The organism is Parafrankia elaeagni (genome assembly GCF_000374165.1).
Lineage (GTDB): Bacteria > Actinomycetota > Actinomycetes > Frankiales > Frankiaceae > Parafrankia > Parafrankia elaeagni.
Genome location: NZ_KB893731.1, coordinates 1 through 17,985, shown reverse-complemented (window position 1 = coordinate 17,985; position 17,985 = coordinate 1). Strand labels below are relative to the sequence as shown.

Annotated in this window: 14 protein-coding genes; 4 read left to right on the top strand and 10 right to left on the bottom strand. The window is 73.1% G+C overall.

The window, feature by feature from the left end; translation table 11 throughout:
• Position 1: 1 nt before the first annotated feature.
• The 3 genes from B207_RS0118525 to fdhD all read right to left on the bottom strand — a co-directional run bounded on the left by B207_RS0118525 (position 2) and on the right by fdhD (position 2,713).
• Complete coding sequence (locus tag B207_RS0118525) at positions 2 to 1,009, bottom strand: hypothetical protein (protein WP_018638075.1); 1,008 nt, start codon at positions 1,007 to 1,009, stop codon at positions 2 to 4.
• A 136-nt stretch (positions 1,010 to 1,145) separates the two neighbouring features.
• Positions 1,146 to 1,721, bottom strand: a complete 576-nt coding sequence (locus tag B207_RS0118520) for an Ntn hydrolase family protein (protein ID WP_018638074.1) — start codon at positions 1,719 to 1,721, stop codon at positions 1,146 to 1,148.
• 131 nt (positions 1,722 to 1,852) lie between these two features.
• On the bottom strand, positions 1,853 to 2,713 hold the full coding sequence (gene fdhD, locus B207_RS0118515; protein ID WP_026311199.1) for a formate dehydrogenase accessory sulfurtransferase FdhD: 861 nt from the start codon (positions 2,711 to 2,713) through the stop codon (positions 1,853 to 1,855).
• Between the two features lie 297 nt (positions 2,714 to 3,010).
• Here fdhD and B207_RS0118510 point away from each other — a divergent pair, with 297 nt between their 5' ends.
• Positions 3,011 to 3,790 (top strand): sporulation protein, encoded by a 780-nt coding sequence (locus B207_RS0118510; RefSeq protein WP_018638072.1) that lies wholly within the window; start codon positions 3,011 to 3,013, stop codon positions 3,788 to 3,790.
• Between the two features lie 115 nt (positions 3,791 to 3,905).
• Here B207_RS0118510 and B207_RS0118505 read toward each other — a convergent pair whose 3' ends face one another.
• The 7 genes from B207_RS0118505 to B207_RS0118470 all read right to left on the bottom strand — a co-directional run bounded on the left by B207_RS0118505 (position 3,906) and on the right by B207_RS0118470 (position 15,408).
• Positions 3,906 to 4,700 carry a DUF4097 family beta strand repeat-containing protein gene (locus B207_RS0118505; protein ID WP_018638071.1) on the bottom strand — a complete coding sequence of 265 codons (795 nt, stop codon included), beginning with the start codon at positions 4,698 to 4,700 and terminating at the stop codon, positions 3,906 to 3,908.
• Complete coding sequence (locus B207_RS0118500; RefSeq protein ID WP_230205096.1) at positions 4,697 to 6,025, bottom strand: sensor histidine kinase; 1,329 nt, start codon at positions 6,023 to 6,025, stop codon at positions 4,697 to 4,699. Before B207_RS0118500 ends, B207_RS0118505 begins: the two co-directional genes overlap by 4 nt.
• A gap of 224 nt (positions 6,026 to 6,249) precedes the next feature.
• Positions 6,250 to 6,675, bottom strand: a complete 426-nt coding sequence (locus B207_RS0118495) for a GNAT family N-acetyltransferase (protein ID WP_018638069.1) — start codon at positions 6,673 to 6,675, stop codon at positions 6,250 to 6,252.
• Between the two features lie 86 nt (positions 6,676 to 6,761).
• Positions 6,762 to 8,942, bottom strand: coding sequence for a S9 family peptidase (locus tag B207_RS0118490; RefSeq protein WP_018638068.1), 2,181 nt, complete (start codon positions 8,940 to 8,942; stop codon positions 6,762 to 6,764).
• The gene (locus B207_RS0118485) at positions 8,943 to 10,724 is read right to left on the bottom strand and encodes an N-acetylglutaminylglutamine amidotransferase (RefSeq protein WP_018638067.1); all 1,782 of its coding nucleotides are present in this window, start codon (positions 10,722 to 10,724) and stop codon (positions 8,943 to 8,945) included.
• Between the two features lie 243 nt (positions 10,725 to 10,967).
• Entirely contained in the window at positions 10,968 to 13,640 is a 2,673-nt protein-coding gene (locus tag B207_RS0118475; RefSeq protein ID WP_018638066.1) for a carboxylate--amine ligase/circularly permuted type 2 ATP-grasp protein, read from the bottom strand.
• A gap of 730 nt (positions 13,641 to 14,370) precedes the next feature.
• On the bottom strand, positions 14,371 to 15,408 hold the full coding sequence (locus B207_RS0118470) for a LysR substrate-binding domain-containing protein (protein WP_018638065.1): 1,038 nt from the start codon (positions 15,406 to 15,408) through the stop codon (positions 14,371 to 14,373).
• Between the two features lie 109 nt (positions 15,409 to 15,517).
• On the opposite strand from B207_RS0118470, the gene B207_RS0118465 reads away from it, so the two are divergent.
• The 3 genes from B207_RS0118465 to B207_RS0118455 all read left to right on the top strand — a co-directional run.
• Positions 15,518 to 16,081 carry a peroxiredoxin gene (locus B207_RS0118465; RefSeq protein ID WP_018638064.1) on the top strand — a complete coding sequence of 188 codons (564 nt, stop codon included), beginning with the start codon at positions 15,518 to 15,520 and terminating at the stop codon, positions 16,079 to 16,081.
• Positions 16,081 to 16,620 (top strand): carboxymuconolactone decarboxylase family protein, encoded by a 540-nt coding sequence (locus tag B207_RS0118460; protein ID WP_018638063.1) that lies wholly within the window; start codon positions 16,081 to 16,083, stop codon positions 16,618 to 16,620. Before B207_RS0118465 ends, B207_RS0118460 begins: the two co-directional genes overlap by 1 nt.
• A 693-nt stretch (positions 16,621 to 17,313) precedes the next feature.
• A partial coding sequence (locus B207_RS0118455; RefSeq protein WP_018638062.1) for a FadR/GntR family transcriptional regulator occupies positions 17,314 to 17,985 on the top strand: 672 nt, incomplete at its 3' end.

The window sequence follows — 17,985 nt, the reverse complement described above, 5'->3', positions numbered from 1 at the left end:
CTCACGCATACGGGTTGCGGGCACGAATCGCGCGGTCGATGATGTCCTCTACCTCGGCGTCCGGAAGACCCGCCGGCAGTGGGACGGCCAGGCAGTCGAGCAGGGCCCGCGCCTCGCCGATCCGGGGCTCCTCGCTCAGCGGCGCCTGGTCGGCGAGCTCCATCGGCACGCGCCGGGCCTGGTCGAGGCTTTTGCGGAGCTCGATCCGCCAGCTGTCGTACTGGCGCCCGCCCCGGCGGATCAGGGTGCTCGCGGCACCCGGGTCGTCCTGGGTGATGATCAGGCAGTGCGAGGAGAGGTCCCAGCGAAACGTCGTCATGACCGGAGACAGCCGCACGTCGATGTCGAGGAGGTTGAACCGCTGCTCGTACCAGGCAGCAGCCAGAATCATCGCGTAGGCCTCGTTTCGGGTGCGCCGGAACGTCCATTCCTGGCCGGTGCCGTCCGGCCCGGGTGACATGTCCCGACGAAACCGTGCGTAACGTTCACAGACCAGGCGGTCGGTGGGGTCGATGATCTCGACGGACATCTTGAGTTCCCGGCGCCCTCGCCGCGCCGCCTCCACACAGCTGGGCAGGGTCACCGCCCTCATGTACGTTCCGGTGCCTCCCTTGAACATCCATTCCCGGGTGTCCGCGCGGGCCTCGGCGAGAGCGTCGGTGACCTCCGTTCCGGAGATGACCCGGATCTTCAGCGTCTCGTCCAGGGCGACCCGGGCGAGCTCGAGGGTGTGCCCCACACCATTCAGCCGGGCGACCTGCGGGGTCAGTGGGGTCAGAACCTCGTCCAGGTGCCGCCGGGAGGCGGCGAGAGCTCTTTCCACGGTCTCGCCGTGCGCGCGGTCGCGTAGAACCGCGGCCGCCAGCAGCGCCAGTACCAGCAGGATCGAGCTGTTCACGGCATCGACGTCGAGTACGTCGACCAGACTGAGGATGGCCACCACGAAGGCCACGGCGAGCGAGATAAGACTCTCCGCGTAGCGGCCGAGCCAGCCCCCGAGGCGTCCCATGCGACGAATCGTAGAGGGACATTCCTCGCACTCATACCGTCCAAAGACGGGTTTGACCAGGTATTCCAGGCACGATTATGGAAACAGTTGCTTTCCTCGAGATGGTGGACGCGACACAGCCACGGCTGGCGCCGGGTCAGAAGGTGGTGCGGTCCTCGAGGTCTCCGACGTCGTGCCCGGCGTCGCCGGAGAGGATGTGGAAGGGCGGGCAGACGCCGGTCGAGTGGTGGGCCGCGGCTTCCAGGGCCTTGCGGACCCGCTCCTCGGGCTCCTCGCCGACCGTGCTGTGCAGAGAGCCGCGGGCGTACTCCTCGCCGCAGCCAGCCGCGTCGTAGTTGTCGACGGTGCGACCGATCTGGTAGTCGGAGTCGATCCGGTACAACTGCCCCCGGATGCCGACCAGGAACTGCCCACCCGTCTCGTTGCCGGCGTCGTTGCGGGCGAAGCCGCCGTCGCGCAGGCAGTCTCGGACGACCGAGACGAACTCGGTGGCCATGAAACGGTCGAGATCCCAGGTGTGCGGGACGGGCGGGACGAGGCTGTACCGCAGCAGCTGGCCCATGCGGAACGAGTCCGTGAAGCCCATGATGAACTCGCCGTTGCGAAACACCTTCGTATCCGCACGGACCGTGATCGACCAGCCGGCGACGCCAGCGCTGTCTCCCCCGATCACGACCCGGCCGTCGTGCTCCACACCGACGATGCAGGTCACGGTTCAGATGTTATCGGGTGGTTCGCAGGCCCGGACGGCGCCCGCCGCCGCACCCTCCGCCGGGCGCACGGAACCCGTCCGATGACGGTTTTCGGGGCCGGGACGCAGCCATCCCGATGATCATCTGGCGATCACCGGGCGGCGGCGACGCCGGGCAGGATCACCCGGTGGAAGCCGGTGTAGAGGTTCATCGACGAGCCCCGGACAAAACCGGCGAGGGTCATCCCGCTCTCCTCGGCGAGGTCGACCGCGAGCGCGGACGGCGCCGACACCGCGGCGAGCACCGGGATCCCGGCGAGCAGCGCCTTCTGCACCAGTTCGAAGGACGCGCGCCCGCTGACCAGCAGCACGTGGCCGCGCAGCGGCACCATCCCCGCCCGCGCGGCCCACCCGACGACCTTGTCGACCGCGTTGTGCCGGCCGACGTCCTCACGGACAGCCAGGACGCCGCCGTCGGGGTCGGCGAGCGCCGCCGCGTGCAGGCCACCGGTGGCGGCGAACAGGCGCTGCGCGCGACGCAGCCGCCCGGGCAGGTCGGCGAGCACCTCGGCGGTGATCCGCAGCGGGTCGTCGCGGATGTCGTGGCGCCCGCGCAGCCGCACGGCGTCGATGCTGGCACGCCCGCACACGCCGCACGAGCTGGTGGTGTAGAAGTTGCGACGCAGGTCGACCTCGGGCTCGGGCACGCCGGCGGCGAGCGTCACGTCGAGCACGTTGTAGGTGAGCCGGCCCTCCTCGTCGACGGAGCCCTCGGGGCCGGCGCAGTAGCGCATGCCCGCGATGTCCGCGCCGGTGGCGATCAGGCCCTCGCCGAGCAGGAAGCCGACCGCGAGATCCATGTCGTCGCCCGGGGTGCGCATCGTGACGGCCAGGGGCTGGCCGCCGACGCGGATCTCAAGCGGTTCCTCCCCGACCACCGTGTCCGGCCGCAGGACCGGCTCCGCGCCCAGAGTCACCCGCATGACCCGACGTCGCGTGCTTGCTCGCCCCATAGGGTCACCGTCCCCCAGGTGGGTCGCGAAATCCATCATGTCGAGCCTTCGACGCGGTCGTTCCGCGCCGACTACCCGGGCGTATCAGGACGAATGACAGGAAAGCACCCAGCGGGGCCTGGTCAGCGGATCACCCCACCGGTGGACCAGCCGACCGGCGGCCGCGCCCCCGGCAGCGCGGGGACACGGGGACACAGAGATGCGGTGTCTGGTCGCTGACGCATCGGCCCTGGACAGCCTCCACCTGCTAGAGCTATGTGAAAGCCACGGACTCGACGACGAGGGGACGAAAACGCCATGGGGATGAAGCGCTTCATGTCACGGCTCGGAGTGGGCGCCGCCGAGGTGGAGACGGTGCTGGACCGCCCGGAGACCCTGCCGGGCGCGGTGGTGACCGGCCAGACCACGATCACCGGTGGGAAGGTCGACCAGGAGATCGAGAAGATCCTGGTCGCGCTGGAGGCGACGGTCGAGGTCGAGACGGAGGACTCCACCTGGTACGAGCAGGTGACCTTCGGGTCCCAGCAGATCGGCGGCGGCTTCGTGATCCGCGCCGGTGAGCAGCAGTCCGGCCGCTTCGAGCTGGCGGTGCCGTGGCAGACGCCGATCACCGACGTCGGCGGCTGGCACCTGCACGGCATGAAGATCGGTGTGCGCACGACGCTGTCGATCCCCGGTGCGCTTGACCCGGGCGATCTCGACCCGGTGAACGTGCACCCGCTGCCCGCCCAGGAGGCGGTCCTCGCCGCGCTCGGCGACCTGGGTTTCCAGTTCCGGTCGGCGGACGTGGAGAAGGGCCGGCTGCACGGCTCGGACCTGCCCTTCTACCAGGAGATCGAGCTGGCGCCCTCCGGTGAGTACGCCCGCCGGATCAAGGAGCTGGAGGTCACCTTCCTGGTGGACGGTTCCGGCATGGACATCGTTCTGGAGGCGGACCGCCGCGGTGGGCTGCTCCACTCCGGCGGCGACCAGCTCAGCCGGTTCCGGGTGGGCCACCACGACACCGACCGCCACGCCCTGGCCGGCGCGCTGCACCAGCAGCTCCAGGCCCTCGGCGCCCGCCGCGGCTGGTTCTGACACCAGTTCGGCGTTGTTCGGCGCCGGGCCGGTACCGAGCCCGGCTTCCGGGGGCGCCCGGGTGCCTGACGCGGTGGTGGGCCGGCTCCCTCCCGGGCCACCACCGCGCCACGGGTCAGCCGACGCCGGCCGGCTCGGGGTGGCTGACGACCACGTCGCCGCTGCCCGTGGAGACGCGCAGGTGACGCGCTGCCGCCGGGTCGGTCGGCACGCTGATCCGGGAGTCCCCCGACCCGGTGTGGATGTCGGTCGCATACGGCGTGCCGCCTGGCGGGAGCACGATCTCCGCGTTCCCCGACCCGGTCCGGACCGCGACCTCCTCGGGGACCCGGTCCAGCTCGACCCGCACGTTGCCGGACCCGGTGGAAGCCCTGACCTGCCCGGCGGTGACGCGCCGGGCGCGAAGATCACCGGAACCGGTCGACAGGGCCAGGGTCGCGCCGGCGCCGTCCACCCGCACCGAGCCCGAGCCGGTGTGCAGCGTCGCGGCGGCAGGCAGGTCCGTCGCCGTGATGGCGCCGGAACCGGTCCGCGCCGACACCGGGATGTTCGGCGGCACCCGCAGGTCGAGCGACCCCTGGCAGGACCAGAGCGCGAAGCCGCAGGTGGTGTCGACGAACAGGACGCCGTCGCGGACCACCGCCGACAGCCGCGGCACCGCGACGGAGCCGGACAGCCTGCCCTCGACGGTGACCGCACCGCCGGGGGCTCCGGCGATCCGGATCTCCCCGGATCCGGTCCGCACACTGATCCGCTCGATGTCGGCGGCGAAGCTGCGCCGCTCGATCCGCTGCACGGTGCCGGACGTCCAGTCGACGAGCTGCAGGCCGGCCAGCGCCGTCGCGGCGGCGGCGAGCACCGCTCCGGCGGCGAGCGCGGCGATCCGGCCCCGTCCGTACCCGGCCCTCATCGCTTCTTCCCTCCGGTCGTCCCCCCGGTCATCGCCCACGGCAGCTCCATCCGCAGCGTGGTCCCGCCGCCAGGCGGGCTGACGAGGACGATGTCGCCGTCGACGGCGCGGGCGCGGTCCCGCAGGCCGGCGATGCCCGTCCCGGCGTCCTCGCGGGCGCCGCCGCGGCCGTCGTCGGCGACCTCCACCGCCAGTCGGTCGCCGGCAGGGCGCACCCCGACCCGGACCTGGGTGGCCTGCGCGTGGTGCGCGACGTTGGTCAGCGCCTCGGCGACGAAGAAGTACGCGACGGACTCGGTGGCGATGTCCAGCCGCCGGCCGATCTCGATGTCGAGCGTGACCGGCACCGGGGAGCGGGCGGCGAGACCGGACAGCGCCGCGTCGAGGCCGCGGTCGGTGAGCACCGACGGATGGATCCCGCGGGCCAGGTCACGCAGCTCGACCAGCGCCCGCTTGGCCTCGGTGTGCGCCTCGGCGACCAGGCCGCGGGCGCTCTCCGGATCGTCGGTGAACCGCTCCTGGGCCCGGCCCAGGGTCATCGCGACCGAGACCAGGCGGGCCTGCGCACCGTCGTGCAGGTCACGTTCGATGCGCCGGCGTTCGGCGGTGGCCGCGGCGACCATGCCGGCGCGGCTCGCCTCCAGGTCGTCCACCCGGGCCTGCAGGTCGGGCTCGACCGACGGGGACAGCACCAGCCGCGCGACCGCGAAGTGGGCCACGGCCACCCCTCGGGCGACCCACGGCGCCGCGAGCAGAGCGGCGATCCCGATCCCCAGGTGGAGCAGCAGCGACCCCGGGTAGCCCAGGTCCAGGCCGAGGAAGCGGCCGGAGTCGGCCAGCCCGTGCCCGTACAGCGGGAACAGCGTGAACGACAGACCGGCGCCCCAGACCACGAACACCAGCCAGGCCCCGAGCCACCCGAACAGCGGCAGCACCACCAAGGCGTACAGCACCTCCAGCCAGGCCGCCGGGCTGGTCAGCCGCAGCACGGCCCGGCCGAGCCGGCCGGGCACGAGGTCCGGGGGCGTCCCGGGGGGCACCGATCCCGCCCGCGGCCGCAGCCACAGCCGCCAGCCCAGCACCGCCGTGAACCGCCAGGCGTCGACGACGGCGCTGGTCCGGGCGGCCACCAGGCAGAACCACAGCAGCGGCAGCCCGAACAGGGCCACGAAGAGCAACGGCACTCCGACGACCAGGCTGACCAGCACCACGAGGAACGCCACCGTCGCGACCACCGCGGACTGGGCGACGAAGATCGTCGCCCTCCACGTCTGCGGCCCGTAGGCCGATCGGGCCAGGCGCCGAACCACTCCAGGGATCCGCACCCCGCCTCACCTCCCGCCCCGTCCGCCGCCGGTCGGGCATCCCGCACCCGGCCGGCGTGTCGTACGGCCCATGACCGGCCGTTGACGCGACGGTAAATCACCCGGACCGGGCGCCACGACCGAGCTGGCTGGTCGGTTTGCCCTGGGGCTAGCCATACCTCGGCGCCCCGCGGATCGACGGCCGGGCGGATCGACGGCAGCGGGAGAGGAGCAGCGGCGGCGGATCAGAGACGGCGGGAGAAGTGGAAGGCCGGGATCGTGAAGCCGCTGCGCAGCAGGAGCCGGTGGGCGTCGTGCAGATGGGTGCCGGAGTCGAGGTGGATCTGGGCGCAGCCCAGGCGCCGGGCCTCGCGTTCGAGCCAGGCCAGCAGTCGGGTGGCGTGCCCCCGGCCGCGCATGTTCGGCATGGTGGTCAGGTCGTCCACGAGCAGGTAGCGGCCGTAGGCGAGCGAGCTGTTCTCGCGGAAGCCGATGGCCGCCACCACCCGGCCCGACTCCGCGTCCCACGAGCCGATCAGGCGGTACCCCTGCGGCCGCTGTACCTCGTTCACCAGCCGCACGAATCCGGCCGAGGTCAGGTGTGGCCGCAGCTGTCGCATGGGGTCGAACGCGAGCCAGGTACGTTCGGCCTCCAGCTCCTCTATCTTCACATTACGCTACGTTACAGCTCCATCGCGCGATGTGTGGACGGCACCCCTCCTGCGTGGACGGCGTCCCTCCCGCCCGACTCGGGCCGTCAGACGGCCTCACCGAGGCTTTCCGCCGCCCCGGCTCCGGTCAGGTGCGCGGAGACGAACCCGGCCACCCCGCGGACGAAGGCCAGCCGGTTCGCCCGCTCCGCGACCTCGTGGCCCTCCCCCTCGAACAGCAGGTACTCGCACGGCACCCCGCGGGCCCGCGCGGCCGCGACGGTCTGCTCGGCCTCGAACAGCGGGACGTTGGTGTCGTTGGCCCCGTGCACGACCATGAGCGGGGCGGCGAGCGCGTCCATCCGGTGCAGCGGCGACAGGGCCCGCAGCAGCTCCCGGTCCGCCACCGGGTCGCCGTACTTGACGACCGCCGGCGCCCCGATCCACGGCTCGGTGTGCTGGTAGAAGGTCTCCAGGTCGACCATCCCGCAGACGTCCACCCCGACCGCGAACAGGTCGGGAAAGGTGACGAGCGCTGCCAGCGTCAGGTACCCGCCGTAGGAACGGCCGGCCACGCCGATGCGGCCCGGCGCGGCCAGGCCCTCGTCGACCAGGTGACGGACGGCGCTGGCGGCGTCGGTGATGCCGGCGAACCGGTGCTCGCCGTGGTCCGCCTCCTCGAACGACCGGCCGAACCCGGTCGAGCCGCGCACGTTCGGAGCGAACACCGCGATGCCCTGCGCGAGCAGCGCGTGGAACAGCGGGTTCAGGACGGGGCGCTCCTGGGCCTCCGGGCCGCCGTGGAAGTACACGAGCGTCGGCAGCGGGCCGGGGCCGGCCGGCGGGCGGTACCACCAGCCGCTCAGCTCCAGCCCGTCGTGGGCGTGGAACCGCAGGCCGACCGGACGGACGAGCCGGTAGCCCACCGGCTGCGCCGGCGGCCCCGCGGGGGCGCGGTCGGCAGCGGCGCCGACGACCGCGAGGTCCACGGTCGCCAGGTCCACGGCCGCCAGGTCCACGGCCGCCAGGTCCACGGCCGCCAGGTCCACGGTCGGGTAGGCGGTGGGGGTGTGGGAGACCAGGCATCGGTACGCCGGCTCGCCGTCGGCCCGGGCGCCGGCCAGGTCGAAGGTCCACACCTCGCCGAGGGCCGTCAGGCCGGCGAGGGCCAGCATCAGGGTCGCGCCGTCGGCCACGCTCAGCAGGCCGGTGACCACCTCCCCCGGCGGCGGCGGCAACGGCCGGGAGGCGCCCGTGGCGAGATCGCACAGCGCCAGCTCGCTGCGGCCGCCGGCGTTCCAGCTCAGCACGGCGGTGGCCGGGTCGACCAGGACGAGTCGTTCCAGATCGGCGTCGTCGCGCCCGGCCAGCAGGCGGGCGGGGCCGGGGGTGGCGTCCGCGTCGAGCGGAACCTCCAGCAGCCCGGGCCGCTCCCGGCCGAGATCGCAGGCGATCAGCACCCGGGAGCCGTCCGCGAGGAAGGTGCCGGCGAGCGCCGTCACCGTGCCGCCGGGCACCGCGGACCCGGCCGCCACCGCGTCGGCCGGCAGGACGTCCACCGGCTGGACGTCCACCGGCGGCACATCGGCCGGCTGGACGTCGATCTGCGTCACCAGGGCTCGGCGGGCCCCGCGGGGGCCCTCGCGCAGCAGCAGGCGCCACCGGCCGGCCGCCTCGTGCACGGCGCAGACCTGCAGGGCAAGACCGGCGGCGAGATGACGGCGGCGCCCGGACAGCTCGACGGCGAGCGCGTGGGTCAGGCCGCTCCGGCCCGCCTCGGTGACCAGGAGCGCCGTACCGCCCGCGAGCCAGCGGACGGCCGTGGCCGCGACCGGGTCGGTCGGGTTCGGCCCGCCGGACCCCGCGGCGCCGGCGCCGGCCAGCGTACGCAGCCCGGTGCCGTCCGGCCGGAGCACCCGGACCTCGGTGCGCTCCCCACCGCCGGGCGCCACCACGACCGCGATCCAGGCACCGTCCGGCGACCACATCACCGACCGCACCTGGCCGGGGCCGGTGTCGACCACCCGCTCGCCGCCGTCGGCTCCGCGGATCCACAGCGCCGGCGGCCCGGTGCGGTCACCGACGAACGCGAGGGTGCCGCCCGGCCCGGGTGAGGGGCAGCGCACGCTGGGCGGCGCCGCCCACTCGTCGACCAGGTCGCGCGTGCCGGCCCCGCTCCGCGGGAACGGCAGGTCCGGAAACGGTACGTCCACCGCGAGGCTCTCCGGCCCCGGTGCGGTGGCCTGCAACGGAATACCGGTGGAGACCGGGTCGGCCGGACGGAGCATTTACACCCCCTGTGTCTGCAACCACATCTCCAGCAGGGCTGCCTGCCAGAGCGCGTTCGCTCCCAACGTCGTGCGGTTCGAGTTCGGCTCGGCGAGCATCGAGTCGACCCAGTCCTTCCGGAACAGCCCGCGGGCCCGCGCCGCCGGGTCGGTCAGCGCGTCCGCGACCCGGCGCAGGAAGGGCCCGTCGAGATGACGGATGGCCGGGACCGGGAAGTATCCCTTCGGACGGTCGATGACGTCCACCGGCATCAGCGGACGGCTGAGATCCTTGAGGACGCCCTTGCCCCCCGAGGCGAGCTTGAACTCGGGCGGGCAGGCCGCGGCCAGCTCGACCAGCTCGTGGTCGAGGAACGGGGTGCGGGCCTCCAGGCCGGCCGCCATGGTCATGTTGTCGACCCGCTTCACCGGGTCGTCGACGAGCATGACGGTGGAGTCGAGGCGCAGGGCGGCGTCGAGGGTGGTGGCGGCACCGGGCTCGGCGAACCGCTCCGCGACGAAGTGGCGGCTGGCGTCGGCCTCGATGAGGTGGTGCGCCTCGACCATCCCGGGCAGGTCGCTGTGCGGGCGGTCGGCGAACACCCGCAGGTAGGCGTCGACGGCCTCGGCCCGCGGAACGCTGGCGAGCGGCGGGTACCAGGCGTACCCGGCGAAGACCTCGTCCGCCCCCTGCCCGGACTGCACGACCTTGACGTGCCGGGCGACCTCCTGGGAGAGCAGGTAGAACGCGACGCAGTCGTGGCTGACCATCGGCTCGCTCATCGCGGCGACCGCCGCGTCGATCGCGGGCAGCAGGCCCGCGCCGGGCACGCGGATCTGGTGGTGGTCGGTCCCGAAGCGGCGGGCGATGATGTCCGAGTAGTGGAACTCGTCGCCGGACTCGCCGCCGGCGGCCTCGAACCCGACGCTGAACGTCGCCAGGTCGCGCTGCCCGGCCTCCGCGAGCAGGGCGACGATGAGGCTGGAGTCGAGCCCGCCGGAGAGCAGCACCCCGACCGGGACGTCCGCGACCATGCGGCGCCGCACGGCGGTGCGCAGCCGCTCGCCGATCGCCTCCTGCCAGTCCTGCGCGGTCCAGTCGGCGTGCTCGGGCCGGCGGGTGAACTCCGGCCGCCAGTAGACCTCGTCGCGGGTGGTGCCGTCGGCCTCGATCACCCGGATGGTCGCCTGCGGCAGCTTGCGCACCCCGGCGAGGATGGTGTGCGGCGGCGGCACGACCGCGTGGAACGACAGGTAGTGGTGAAAGGCGACCAGGTCGATGTCGGAGGACACCTCGCCGCCGGCGAGCAGCGCCGGCAGGCTGGAGGCGAACCGCAGCCGGCGCGCGTCCCGGGTCACGTAGAGCGGCTTGATGCCGAGGCGGTCGCGGGCGAGGACGAGGCGGCCGGTGTCGCGCTCGTACACGGCGAAGGCGAACATGCCGGCGAAGTGGTCGACACAGCGGGCGCCCCAGTGGTGGTACGCCTTGCCGATGACCTCCGTGTCGGAGGTCGAGAAGAAGCTGTAGCCGGCGTCGGTGAGCTGGTCCCGCAGCTCCTGGTAGTTGTAGATGCAGCCGTTGAACACCACGGTGAGCCCGAGCGCGGTGTCGACCATGGGCTGGGCGCCCCGCTCCGACAGATCGATGATCCGCAGCCGCCGGTGCCCGAACGCGACCGGGCCGGACGACCAGGTCCCGACGCCGTCCGGTCCGCGGGCGACCATCGCGGCGGTCATCCGCTCCACCGCGGCGACATCCGCCCCCCGGCCGTCGAACCTGAGTTCACCGCTCAGCCCGCACATGTTCCAGCTCCCGTCGATCGGTCGGTCAGACGGTCGTTCTGCTCCTCCTCGGCGCAGGCCACCCGTTCGGGCCACCAGAAACGGCGAAGGTCACGGTAGGACCCGGAAACCGGACACGTCGGACGTAACGGACGTATGCAGCCGGTGACCGCGACCTACCGCGCACCTACCTTCGACGGCCGAGGTTTCACCTCGATGACGCCGGTGTTGCAGTGCACGACAGCACTGCCGGCGTCACGGTGATCAGGAGCGGAGCAGCCAGGTGTCCTTGCACCCGCCGCCGCGCGACGAGTTGACGATCAGGCTGCCGGGCGGCGCCATCCGGCTGAGCGCGGCCGGCGCCACCACGGTCTCGCGGCCCGCGTAGACGAACGCCCGCAGGTCGACCGCACACGGCAGGAACTCACCGTCCACCCAGGTCGGGTGGGTGGAGAGGTCGACGACCTCCTGGCCGATCCAGCCCCGCGGGTCGGCGGTGATCTGCTCCCGGGCCCGCGCCAGCTCCTCCGGCGTGGCAGCGGGTCCGATGAGGACCCCCGCGCCGCCGTAGCCGTCGACCGGCTTGACGACGAGCCGGTCGAGGTTGTCGATGACGTGGGCGCACTGCTCCTCGTCCCCGCACACGTAGGTCGGGACGTCGTCGAGCAGCGGCTGCTCACCGAGGTAGTAGGTGATCATCCGGGCGACGTAGGCGTACACCACCTTGTCGTCGGCGACCCCGTTACCGAGCGCGTTGGCGAGCGCGAGCGACCCGGCCCGGACAGCGCGCAGCAGACCGGGCCCCAGCGGGGCCCCGTCGGCCCCGGCCAGGCCCATCAGCTCGTCCTCGTCGACCCGCCGGTACAGGACGTCGAGGCGCCGCCGCCCGCCGCCGGTGACCGCGTACAGGACGTCCCCGTCGACCAGGACGTCCGCCGGGGTGAGCAGCGGGACGCCCATCTCCTCGGCGAGGAACGTGTGCTCGTAGTAGGCCGAGTCCTGCGGGCCGACGCTGAGGACCGCCACCGAGGGCTCGCCGCGCACCGCCGGCGGGGCCGCGGCGACCAACGCCTCGTGCAGCAGGGACGGCACCGCGTCCACCCCGAGGATGGCGCCCGGCGGGTTGAGTTCGGGCAGCGCCGCGCGGGTCAGCTGCCGGCTCTCGATCGCGTAGGCGATCCCCGACGGCACCCGCAGGTTGTCCTCCAGGACGAGCCAGCCGCCGTCACCGCCGCGGACGAGGTCGATGCCCGCCACGGTCACCCGGACGCCACCGGACAGCGGGGAGCCTTCCCGCGACAGCAGGCGGCCGGCGTGGCGCAGGCCGGGCGAGTCGTTGACCACCCAGGGCGGGATGACCCCGTCGGCGACCGCGGCCCGCTCGGAGTAGGTGTCGCGCAGGAACGCCTCCAGCGCGCGGACCCGCTGGGTGAGCCCGGCCTGCAGCCGCGCCCAGTCGCCGGCCGTGACGATCCGCGGCACCAGGTCGAACGGGAACGGGCGCTGCTGTGACTCGCCGGCCACCCGGAAGACCACGCCACGGTCGATCTGCTCGGCCTCCATGGCCTCGCGACGCTCCGCCAGCACGGCCGGCCCGAGGCGCTCCAGGGTGCGCGCGACACCGCGGTAGGCGACCCGCACCTGTGCCTCTCCCCCGCACTGCGCGTCGCCGCCGCGCTCGCCGTCGCCGCCGCCGCCGCGCTCGCCGTCGCTCTGCGCGCCGGCCTCGACGACCTCGACGACCTCGTCGAAGCCGGTGGGGCGGTAGCCCCGGAACAGCGGCCGCGCCGACACCGGGCGGGCCGCGGACGGGACGCCCGGCGGGTCCGTCGACGGTGGCGGCGACTCGCGGGTCTCGGCGAGCAGCAGGTCGGCGACGTCGGTCAGCCGGCCGCGGCGGGCGAACGCCCGGCGCTGCCGGGAGGCCGCGCTGCCACGCCCGACGGCGGCCTCGGCGAGGTGGCGGACGAGCTCCCAGTCGCCGACGCGCTCCAGGTCCGGGCGGACCTCGGCGAGCAGCCGGTGCAGCAGCTCCTCCGCCGGCACGCTGCCGGTGCCCGAGGTGTCGACCAGGTCGCCCTCGATACCGGAGCGGGCGGCCCGCCAGGTGGCGGCGCGCAGCAGCTCCGCCCGGGGCGGCGGGGGCGGGGTGCCCGCGTGGATGGCGTTGATCGCGTGGCACACCAGCCCGCGGAACAGCCCGGCGATCAGGATCACGGTGTCGACGTCCGGGCAGGCGTCGCAGATCCGCAGCTCGACGGTGGGCAGGTGCGCCGAGGGGCGCACGTCGAAGTACACCATCCCCGGGTCGCTGATCACGCCCGACTTGACCAGGTCCGCCACCAGCTGGTCGTACTCGGCCGCGGTGCTGAACGGGCCGGCCACGCCGGCGGTCGGCCAGCGCTGCCAGACCAGGGTGCGCATGCTGGCGTAGCCGCTGTCGGCCCCGTTCCAGTACGGGGAGCTCGCCGAGAGCGCGAGCAGCATCGGCAGCCACGGGGCCACCCAGGACGTGACCGCCATCGCCAGATCCCGGTCGGCGACGTCCACATGCACCTGGGCGCCGCAGATCAGCTGCTCATGCGCGAGGAGCTGGTACTCCTGGGCCATCTGGATGTACCGCGGGTCCCGCGAGACGTCGTGCGGGTCCTCGGCGATGAGCGGGACGGTACCGGCGCCCACCGGGCCCAGCCCGAGGGGCTCCGCGACGGCGGCGAGCCGCCGTCGCAGGTCCACCAGGTCGGCCCGCAGGTCGGAAAGATCCGTCCAGGGCCGGCTGTTGGTCTCGACCACGGACCGCAGGAGCTCCGGGGAGAACTGGTCGTCGGGAAGCCCGCGCAGTATCTCCTCGGCCCGAGGCGCGAGCCGCCGGGTCCGCAGATCGAGGATGTGAAACTCTTCTTCTACACCGACCGCCGCAATCCGCGCGTCGCTCATGAATACCTACACTAGGGCCGACGGGTTACGGGGATATGTCCTGGGCGTGTCACCGCTCGCCCTCGTCCGCACAATCATGCGCGGGATGTCAGGTGTTGTCGGGCACTTGCCGGAAATCCTCGACGCCGCGGCCGTGCCGCGGTCTCGCCTGTTCACATCGGCTCCGAACTGATCAGGCGCGGCCGGCCACACATGGCGGTTTCCATGTGGGCCGGATCCGCGGACGGTCCCGCTGCTGCCCGTCAGGGCGTGAGCGGACGACGCCTGCGTGCCGGCCACGACGAAGCGCCGCCTCCGCCAGCAGGGCTCTATTACCCACCGAGAAGGTGTTTAAACCGTGACGAATCGCCCGGAACAGCTGTGGATCGACTGCTCCCACGCCCGGCCTGCGGCCCGGGGCGGGGCGACCGGCCGACTGCGGAACAAGAGCCAGCGCCACGGTCCGGGGCACGAACTCCGACGAGAAATCCCACAGCACGATCGACCGGACTCGCCCCGGCGCACCGACCGGAGTGCGCCGCGGCAGCATCCGAACACGATCCGGAAGCACCTCCGGCGCCGTTTTCGGCATCCATCTGATTCCGGAAAACGACCAGGACGGATGGCGGAGGGCAGAAGCCGGGAAAGAATCCGCAGGAAGGCAGCGACGACCTGACGGATTCCGTCGGCCGCCACCACTCTCCGACGCGCCACGCCGCCCCTCGCCCCCGGCCGCGGCGCCGCCTGCCGGCTATGCCTCGTCCGGCGGCTCGCCGCCGCCGGACTGTCCGCCGGAGCCGGACTGTCCGCCGGAGCCGACCGCGGACAGGTCACGACGGACAGCGGCCGCGGGCAGATCCCCGACGGGAGTCACCCGCAGCTCCGTCACCGGGAGGGCGGCACGGATCTCCGCGGCGAGCAGGTCCCAGTCGGCCACTCTCGCGGACGTCGCCCGAAAGGCGAGGCCGATGCGTCGCCGCGGGGGCGGGTCGCGGAAGGTGGCCGTCGCCAGGCCGCGCCCCTCCCCCACCTCGACACCCACCGCCGCGGCCGGCACCAGTGTCAGACCCAGGCCGCCGGCGACCATCTGCACGATCGTGGAGAGGCTGGCGCCGCGCAGCGCGCTGCGCTCCCGGGCGCCGGCCTCGCGACAGACGTCCAGCGCCTGCGCGCGGAAACAGTGCCCGTCCTCGAGCAGCAGCAGCTCCTGGCCGCCGAGCGCACCCACCGGCAGCCCGCTGCCGCCGGCCAACGGGTGGTCGGAGGGCGTGACCAGGACGAAGTCCTCGTCGTAGAGCGGCAGCTCGGCCACGCCCGGCTCGTCGTTCGGCAGGGCGAGGAGCGCGAGGTCAAGCGCACCGCCGCGGAGCTCCTCCAGCAGCGCGTGGGTCTGCGCCTCACGCAGCCGCAGCCGCGCCCGCGGGCGCCGGGCCCGCAGCGACGGCAGCAGCCGGGGCAGGAGATAAGGAGCCACCGTCGGGATCACACCGAGGCGGATGTCGCCGGTCAGCGGCTCCCGCGCGCTCACCGCGAGCTGGGTGATGTCGTCCAGCGCGCCGAGCACGCCGCGGGCACGGCGCACGATCTCCTCGCCTACCGAAGTCAACAGCACACTGCGAGTGGTCCGCTCGACAAGCTGGATGCCCAGGGTGCGCTCCAGCGCCGCCACGGCGCTGGAGAGGGTGGGCTGGCTGACGTGCAGCGAGGCCGCGGCCCGACCGAAGTGCCGGTGATCCGCGACACCCACCAGCGCCCGCAGCTGCGCGAGGGTGGGCTGAGGTTGAGCCATAGCCTCAAGCTATCAGACTGCCCGAATTTTTCGATTTCACTTCTGAGTCTGCTGTCGTAAGAGTGGAGCCGCGCCCCACCGCGGGGCGTTCTGAGAGGAGAAACTCCGGATGCTGACCGTCGGCGACGTCTTCCCCGCCTACGACCTGACCGGTGTCGTCACCACCAACCCCGACACCGCCTTCGTCCAGGAGACGTCCAGCAGCCGTCCCGGGCAGTGGCGGGTCGTGTTCTTCTGGCCGAAGGACTTCACCTTCGTGTGTCCCACCGAGATCGCCGCGTTCGGCCGGCTCAACAGCGAGTTCGCCGACCGTGACGCCCAGGTCCTGGGCGTCTCCACGGACAGCGAGTACGTCCACCTCGCGTGGCGGCAGAACCACGAGGACCTGCGGGACCTGCCCTTCCCGATGCTGGCGGACATCAAGCGCGAGCTGACGCAGGCCGCCGGCGTCCTCGGCGACGACGGCGTGGCGCAGCGCGCCACCTTCATCATCGACCCGGACGGCGTCATCCAGTTCGTCATGGTCACCGCCGGCAGCGTCGGACGGAACCCGGCCGAGGTGCTGCGGGTGCTCGACGCCCTGCAGACCGACGAGCTGTGCCCGTGCAACTGGCAGAAGGGCGAGGCCACCCTCGGCAGCGGCGCGGCCGCTCCGGTGGAGGTCGCGGCGTAATGGGAGTCGCCCGGGTGCGGGAGCAGCTTCCCGACTACGCCAAGGACATCCGGCTCAACCTCGGCTCGGTGACCTCGCAGTCACAGCTGAACGCCCAGCAACTGTGGGGCACGGTGCTCGCCGCCGCGATCGCCAGCCGGGGCGCCACCGTGCGTGCCGAGCTGGAGGCCGAGGCGCTGGAGCACCTCACCCCCGAGGCAGCCACGGCGGCCCGGACCGCCGCGGCCCTCATGGCGATGAACAACGTGTACTACCGGACCCTGCACCTGCTGGAGGACAAGGAGTACTCCAGGCTGCGCGCCGGGCTGCGGATGAACGCCATCGCCAACCCGGGAGTCGACAAGATCGACTTCGAGCTGTGGTCGCTGGCGGTCTCGGCGGTCAACGGGTGCGGGATGTGCCTGACCGCGCACGAGCACGAGCTGCGCGAGCGCGGGGTGTCCCGGGAGGTCATCCAGGACGCGATCCGCGTCGCCTCCGTCGTACACGCGGCGGCGGTGACCATCGAGGCGCACGAACAGGTTCCGGCGACGGCCTGAGCGTCCGGCCGGAGCCAGAGCTCCGGCACTCGTCCTCCAGGGCCCGGCACCGTGGCAGTGGCTGCCACGGTGCCGGGCCCTGCCGTGTCCCGGGTGCCTGGCGGCCGGCGTCCGGCGCGTCGCGGTCACGCGTCCGGCGGCGGCACTCGGCATCGCGCGACGCGCCGGACGCGTGACCGCGACGCGCCGGACGCGTGACGGCAGTCACCCGGCCGCGGGAGCGACCCTGCGTGATCGCACGGGGCGGCACCACCCGGCCCGGCCGGGTGCCGAGCGGCGCCCCCCGCAGCCGCCTCACCATCGACGAGTCCGCTCAGCACGCGGATCGCCGGCCGCGCCGGGCAGCGGGCGGCACGGCCGGAACCGCGGACCACCGACTCGATGCCGCCACTTTGAGTAACCATGACGCCGTATTACGACTAGCCAGTTCTGGTTTACAGCGTGGTCTGATTCCTCGCAGGCCAACCAAGCCGACCATCTGGTGCCAGAATGCATCTTCACAAGCACGCCAGGTAGTCGAGGTGAGGTTTCGCCCGCCGGGCGACGTGACGAGGCCCGGCGGGCGACCGCCGATCCGCCTGGTCGCCCGACCTGGCTGCCGGCCAATGCCGGGCGTGCACATCAACACCGCCGACGCACCGGTCACCGCAGGCCGACCGCGGCGGCGGCTCGAGGAACTGGGGGAGCACCGTCATGGCGTTACTGAATCCGGCCAACATCAGCGCGGTGCGCGGGGGACACGCGTTGCGCGTGCCCCGGCGCGGCGGCGAGCCCGTGGGCGGCACACCCGCCGACGGACCGGGCGTCGGCGCCGCGGGTCCACCACGCGTCAACCCGCTGTCCGAGAACAAGGTCGGCCAGCAGGTCCGGGTGCCGAAGACCGCGGAACTCGTCGCAGCCCAGCTCCGCCGCCAGATCGTCCGCGGTGAACTCGTCGAAGGCGACGCCCTGCCCCCCGAAGCCGTCCTCATGGAACAGTTCGGCGTCTCCCGCCCCACCCTGCGCGAAGCCTTCCGCGTCCTCGAATCCGAAGCCCTCATCTCCGTCCGCCGCGGCGCCCACGGCGGAGCCCGCGTCCACACCCCCGACGGCCAGGTCGCCGCCCGCTACGCCGGCCTCGTCCTCGAACACCGCCACACCACCGTCGCCGACGTCCACACCGCCCACACCCTGCTCGAACCCGCCGCCGTCCGCCTCCTCGCCACCCACCACACCGACACCACCCTCACCGCCCTGCACACCGCCCTCACCCACCCCGACCCCAACCACTTCCACCACCAGCTCCTCGAACACGCCGGCAACCAGACCCTCACCATGATCGCCGGCATGCTCCGCCACATCCTCGACACCCACACCCCACCCCCC